Here is a 5,599-nt window from a genome sequence, read left to right on the forward strand (position 1 = left end):
GGCCGGCGGTCGAACCGCCGGCCCGGAACGCCTGTCACGCCCTGATGCCGGTCAGAAGCAGCTGCCGGCGCCGCAGGAGCTGCAGCTCTGCACCACCGCGGCGGTGAACCCGTTGGTGTCGGGGGTCAGTTTCTGCAGGCCCAGCACCGCGTCGGCGGTGTGTGCCAGTACCTCTGCGGCTTCCTCGCCCTTTTCGAGCTTGTCCTCGGACATGCGTCCTCCAGCAGATGGGAAGGGTGGCGCCGGGCAGACGACCCGCCGTACGGAAAGCCGCCGGCCCGGCATGCCCGAGAAAAGTACGAACCCAGGGCATAAAAGCGGTATACGGACGCCAGCAGTCCGCCAGACCCGCAGGTCAGCGGCCCCACCCGCCCGTCGCTCCGCCCCCAGGCCCGCCGTCGTCCCCCGCTGCAACGCTCCGACCTGCGCGTATACCGTCCCGCAACCCCACATCAGCCCCCTGCCGCCGTCGGAAGCGGGCGCCGTGCGGCACCGTGGGCGGGCGGCCCGGCGGACGGACCCACTGCCGCACCGCGGGGGATGGAGACGGCTCCGGGGCTCACCCGGAAGATCCGGGAGAGCCTGGACGGCGAGGAGGTGGCAGCGCGGGCAGTGACCAGCACGACCGATCGATCAGCGCTGTCACAGGCGGCGTCGACACCCGCGGTCTCGCATGGATACTGAGGCCTATGCGCATCGACTTCGATCCCGACACGTTGGACCGGAACGCTTTCTACAGGCTCCTCACCGCGGTGGTGGTACCTCGGCCGATCGCCTGGGTCTCGACGACCGACCGATACGGCTCCTGTGACAACCTCGCCCCGCACAGCTTCTTCACCGTGTCCTGCGTGAGTCCGCCGGTCGTGCAGTTCACGTCGGTGGGGCGGAAGGATTCGGTGCGGAATGTGGAGGAGACCGGGGAGTTCGTGGTGAACCTGGCGCCGGAGGGTCTGTTCGAACAGATCAATGCGACGGCGACGGAGTTCCCCCGTGGGGTGAGCGAGTTCGACGAGGTGGGGATCGTGCGGGAGCCGAGTCTGCGGGTGAAGCCGCCGCGGGTGGCGTCGTCGCCGGTGGCGCTGGAGTGCGAGCTGCACAGCACGGTGCGGCTGGGGGACTCGACCGTGGTGTTCGGGCGGGTGGTCCATGCGGCGGTGTCGGAAGCCGTGCTGGTGGATGGGCATCCGGATGTGCGCAGGCTGCGGCCGCTGACGCGGATGGGCAGGGACGAGTGGGCCACGGTGGGCGAGATCCTGGAGATCAAGCGGATTCCGCTGGCGGAGTGGCCGGGTTCGGCGGGGCGCTGACCGCCGGCTCGGCGCCGGTCAGGCCGGCGGTGCCCGTACGCGTGCGGTGGCGGCGGGCCACCGCTCCCGCCGCGATCGCCGTGACGCCGAGGAAGCCGAGAGCGAGCAGGAAGACCGGCGAGGTGGGGGAGGCGGCGCGACTGCCGGCGACGACGTACGCGGCGGTGTTCGCCGCGCTTCCGGCGGCCGTCGCGGCGAGGAAGGGCAGCAGCCGGATACGGGAGATCGCGGCGGCGTAGTTCGCGGCGGCGAACGGCACACCGGGGAAGAGCCGCATCGCGAGGGTGCTGCGGAAACCGTGCCGACTGAGCTGCCGGTCGAGCGAGAGGACCAGCCGCCCGCGGAGCAGGGGCCGTACGGCGTCACGCCCGAGGAAGCGTCCCAGCAGGAAGGCCAGCCCCGCGCCGAGTACGGTCCCCGCGATCGCCGCCGGAAGCCCCGCGTGAATGCCGTACAGCGCCCCGGCGGCGGCGTTGAGCAGCGGGCGCGGCACGAAGGCGACGGTCGCGAGCCCGTACGCGACCGCGAAGACCACCACGGCCGTGACCCCGGAACTCAGCGGCGGCCGGCCCCCGGTCAGCAGATGCTGCGGCTCCCAGGCGAGCACCGCCGCCACTGCCCCCGCCAGCAGGACGACGAGCATTGCGAATCGCCCCCAGGGCGACAGCGGTACACGTCTGAGGCGGGCATCGGGAAGGGCGGTGGGGCGCCCCGCTGAGGCGCCGGACACCGAACCGGGGGCGGAGCCGGACGGCAACGAGGGTGCGGGCACATGTGGAGCCTAACCGGTGAGGGATGTCCGTACGCGGGCTGCGCCCGGCGAACGACCCCGTCCCGCGAAGGCGTCCCCCCGCAGCTGCCCGCCGCAACGGGTGACAGTTCCCGCCGGGGGCGCCCGGAGCCGGCCGCCTGAGCTACGCCCCTTCGGCCACCTCTTCCCTGCTGCGGGGAACGCCTTCCGCGATCACCAGCGAAGCCGTGGGGGCGAGGGGGGTGCGGCGGTCGAGGGCGCCGGCGGTGAGGGCGATGGCGAGGCCGACCGCGGTGAGGGCGGCGCCGACCAGGGCGGGGGAGGTCCAGCCCCAGCCCGCGGCGATCGCGACGCCGCCCAGCCAGGCGCCGCCCGCGTTGGCGAGGTTGAAGGCGGAGTGGTTGGAGGCCGAGGCGAGGGTGGGGGCGTGGCGGGCCTTGTTCATGACGAGCAACTGGAGGGGCGTGGTGGTGAGGAAGCCGATCGCACCCAGTACGACGACGCCGATCGGGGCGGTCGCCTTGGACAGGACGGCGTAGTGGAAGGCGACCAGGACCAGGGCGAGCGCGGCCAGCGAACCGTAGAGGGTGGGACGCAGGGCCCGGTCGGTGAGCGGCCCGGCGATCAGCGCGCCGAGCGTCATGCCGATGCCGAACAGGGCGAGCAGCACGGTGACCGAGGATTCCGCGTAGCCGGTGACCTCGGTCAGCATCGAGGCGAGGTAGCTGTAGACGGCGAACACGCCGGCGAACCCGAACACGGCGGTGAGCAGGCCGAGCAGCACCTGGGGCTCGCGCAGGGCACGTACCTCCTGGGCGACGCCGGTGTGCTCCGCGTCCGGCAGCCGGGGGACGAGCAGCGAGAGCGAGGCCAGGGCCAGCAGCCCGATGACGGAGACGACGAGGAAGGTGGCGCGCCAGCCGAGGTGCTGGCCGAGCGCGGTGGCGGCGGGGACCCCGATGATGTTGGCGATGGTCAGCCCGAGGAACATCGCCGCCACCGCCCGCGCCTTGCGCTCCTCCGCGACCAGCCGTGCGGCGACCACCGCGCCGACCCCGAAGAACGCCCCGTGCGGCAGCCCGGCCAGGAACCGCCCGGCGAGCAGCGTGCCGTAGCCGGGCGCGATCGCGGAGGCGAGGTTGCCGATGGTGAACAGGCCCATCAGCAGCAGAAGCATGCGCTTGCGCGGCACGCGGGCGCCGAGCGTGGTGAGCAGTGGCGCGCCGAGCACGACGCCGAGGGCGTAGGCGGAGACGAGGTAGCCCGCGGTCGGCACGGAGGTGCCGAGATCGTCCGCGACGTTGGGCAGCAGGCCCATCATCACGAACTCCGTGGTGCCGATGCCGAAGGCGCCGATCGCCAGGGCGAGTATGGCCAGGGGCATGGAGGGTTCCTTCTTGGTACGGGGGAGGTACGGGGGTCAGGGATGCGGGTCGTGCGAGGTGGTGCGGGGCGGGTCGTACGGCGGTCGCGCGCGGTGCTGCGCGGTGGTGCAGAGGGGTGAAACGGCGCCACGGCGCGGCACTGCGCCGCGGCGACAGGGGTGCCCCGGAACCGGGTATGTTCGACCGCTGAACAAATTCTCGCACGCCGTTGATTCCCGTACGTCACCACAGGGTGAAGTCGTGTTGACGATCGGCCGCCCAGCCAGGAGCCGCCCGCGCCGCCCGCGCCCTGCGACAATCCCCCGATGACGCACGAGCCCGTCCCCGTCACCCGCGCCGTCGACTTCGGCACCGCCAGACTGCTGCCCGACGTCGACCGGGCACGGGCCTGGCTGCTCACCGTGGACGGGGCGCCGCAATCGTATGTGGACCTGGACGACCCGGGGCACCTGGAGTTCGAGTACACACGGCGGATCGCGTACGTGCTGGAGTCGGCGTTCGACGGGCCGCTGGACGCCGTGCACCTCGGCGGCGGGGGCATGGCGCTGCCCCGCCGGCTGGGGCGGACCCGGCCGGGGTCCCGGCAGCACGTCGTCGAGGCCGACCGGGCCTTGGTCGCGCTGGTCGCCGAACACCTGCCGCTCGACGACGAACGCGTCACCGTACACTCGGGGGACGCCCGCGAATGGCTGGCGGGGGCGGCGGAGCACAGCGCCGACGCCGTCGTCGCGGATGTCTTCGGCGGCTCGCGGGTGCCCGCGCACCTGACGTCTGTGGAGTTCGTCACGGAGGTACGGCGGGTGCTGCGCCCGCACGGTGTGTACGTCGCCAATGTCGCGGACGGCGCGCCCTTCGGGTTCCTGCGGTCCCAGACCGGGACCGTGCGGGAGGTGTTCGGGCCGGACGCCGACATGTGCCTGCTCGCCGAGCCCGGGGTGCTGCGCGGTCGCCGCTTCGGCAACGCGGTCCTGGTCGCCGCCGGGCGCCCGCTGTCGGTGGAGGCGATCGCCCGGCTGTGCGCGGGCGACGCGTTCCCCGCGCGGCTGGAGGCGGGCGACGCGCTCGGCCGCCTCACCGGCGAACCGGTCTACGACGCCTCGGCGACGCCCTCGCCCGAGCCGCCGGACGGCGCCTTCACGGTGGGCTGACCCGCCGCGCCGACCGCGGCCGGCGGAACCCCGCCCGGATTCGCCCGACCCGCGGCCCGGTCCGTGACGGCGGTGTGCCCGGCCCGCTCCGGCCGCCGTACGTCCGGCAGCGGCAGCACCGCCCCGGCCGGCACGACGACCAGCGCCGACGACCCCCACAGCGCCCATTGCGGACGACGGAGAACGCCTTGCCCGCGTGCGCGGTCTGCACCGCCGGCAGAACCATGCCCCCGGAAGCGGGGGAGAGGAAGGCGGGCGCGGCGGGCGTGCCGTTCCGGGTCACCCCGGGACTGTCCAGGACCGCGCCGACCGGCGCCAGCCGATTTCCCGCAGGGCGCCCCTCGCACCGAGCGCGCGGCACCCCCGCGGGGGGTGCCGGACACGCTACACCGCGTTCTGAGCTCCGGCCCAGAAGGCACGGCGGTGCAGGACGGCACGGTACCCGCAGCATCTGGTTCGTCCCACGGACGTCGGCATCGGTACATGTCCTCCATGGCGAGTGAGGACGTTGGCCCGGCCGGGGGGCGCAGCCGAGGGCATTGCTCGGCGACGGCCCGCGCCGAGGGCGCCGCTCGGCGGGCCGCGACGGCCCGGCGCGTCACGGCGCCGCCGCCGACCGTGCGGGCGTGCACGGGTGCACGGGTACGTGCTCGGCGGCGCCGTGACGTCGTCGGTCACCCGGACCGTCGGAGTGGCGCGGCGACTTGCGTCGATCCCGCTCCGTCCCGGGGCCGGAAGGGCTGGGGCGCGGTCACGACGCGGACGCCTGGTCCATGCGCTCGCGCAGGCTGCGGGGCCGCATGTCCGTCCAGACCTCGTCGACGTACGCCGAGCACTCCTCCTTGGTGCCCTGCTTGCCGACCTGGTGCCAGCCCGCCGGCACGTCGAGGTCGGCGAGCCACAACGAGTACTGGTCCTCGTCGTTGCGCAGCACCTGGTAAGTGGCGTTCTCGTCCATCGGGTGATCTCCCATCATGTGGTGGTGTATCCGGTGTCGGACCGGCCGGG

At 73.6% G+C, this 5,599-nt stretch carries 6 protein-coding genes; 2 read left to right on the top strand and 4 right to left on the bottom strand.

Going from position 1 to position 5,599, the window contains the following annotated elements; genetic code table 11:
- Positions 1 to 51: 51 nt before the first annotated feature.
- Positions 52 to 213 carry a class III lanthipeptide gene (locus VIW71_RS17350; RefSeq protein WP_331623230.1) on the bottom strand — a complete coding sequence of 54 codons (162 nt, stop codon included), beginning with the start codon at positions 211 to 213 and terminating at the stop codon, positions 52 to 54.
- Positions 214 to 689: 476 nt separating this feature from the next.
- Here VIW71_RS17350 and VIW71_RS17355 point away from each other — a divergent pair, with 476 nt between their 5' ends.
- Positions 690 to 1,307: a flavin reductase family protein gene (locus VIW71_RS17355; RefSeq protein WP_331623231.1), complete on the top strand. Its 618-nt coding sequence runs from the start codon at positions 690 to 692 to the stop codon at positions 1,305 to 1,307.
- Here the strand turns inward: VIW71_RS17355 and VIW71_RS17360 are convergent.
- Together VIW71_RS17360 and VIW71_RS17365 are read right to left on the bottom strand one after the other, a co-directional pair.
- Positions 1,261 to 1,950 carry a TVP38/TMEM64 family protein gene (locus VIW71_RS17360; RefSeq protein WP_331623233.1) on the bottom strand — a complete coding sequence of 230 codons (690 nt, stop codon included), beginning with the start codon at positions 1,948 to 1,950 and terminating at the stop codon, positions 1,261 to 1,263. The genes VIW71_RS17355 and VIW71_RS17360 overlap by 47 nt on opposite strands.
- A gap of 271 nt (positions 1,951 to 2,221) precedes the next feature.
- Positions 2,222 to 3,442, bottom strand: a complete 1,221-nt coding sequence (locus VIW71_RS17365) for an MFS transporter (protein WP_331623234.1) — start codon at positions 3,440 to 3,442, stop codon at positions 2,222 to 2,224.
- Between the two features lie 306 nt (positions 3,443 to 3,748).
- On the opposite strand from VIW71_RS17365, the gene VIW71_RS17370 reads away from it, so the two are divergent.
- Positions 3,749 to 4,591 carry a spermidine synthase gene (locus VIW71_RS17370; RefSeq protein WP_331623236.1) on the top strand — a complete coding sequence of 281 codons (843 nt, stop codon included), beginning with the start codon at positions 3,749 to 3,751 and terminating at the stop codon, positions 4,589 to 4,591.
- Between the two features lie 751 nt (positions 4,592 to 5,342).
- Here the strand turns inward: VIW71_RS17370 and VIW71_RS17375 are convergent.
- Complete coding sequence (locus VIW71_RS17375; RefSeq protein ID WP_331623237.1) at positions 5,343 to 5,549, bottom strand: MbtH family protein; 207 nt, start codon at positions 5,547 to 5,549, stop codon at positions 5,343 to 5,345.
- Between the last annotated feature and the right edge of the window lie 50 nt (positions 5,550 to 5,599).

Source organism: Streptomyces sp., assembly GCF_036524955.1.
GTDB lineage: Bacteria > Actinomycetota > Actinomycetes > Streptomycetales > Streptomycetaceae > Actinacidiphila.

What these genes read in the sequence shown, in the direction of transcription:
- VIW71_RS17350 (WP_331623230.1), bottom strand. Translation starts at nt 213, where the DNA reads ATGTCCGAGGACAAGCTCGAAAAGGGCGAGGAAGCCGCAGAGGTACTG.
- VIW71_RS17355 (WP_331623231.1), top strand. Translation starts at nt 690, where the DNA reads ATGCGCATCGACTTCGATCCCGACACGTTGGACCGGAACGCTTTCTAC.
- VIW71_RS17360 (WP_331623233.1), bottom strand. Translation starts at nt 1,950, where the DNA reads ATGCTCGTCGTCCTGCTGGCGGGGGCAGTGGCGGCGGTGCTCGCCTGG.
- VIW71_RS17365 (WP_331623234.1), bottom strand. Translation starts at nt 3,442, where the DNA reads ATGCCCCTGGCCATACTCGCCCTGGCGATCGGCGCCTTCGGCATCGGC.
- VIW71_RS17370 (WP_331623236.1), top strand. Translation starts at nt 3,749, where the DNA reads ATGACGCACGAGCCCGTCCCCGTCACCCGCGCCGTCGACTTCGGCACC.
- VIW71_RS17375 (WP_331623237.1), bottom strand. Translation starts at nt 5,549, where the DNA reads ATGGACGAGAACGCCACTTACCAGGTGCTGCGCAACGACGAGGACCAG.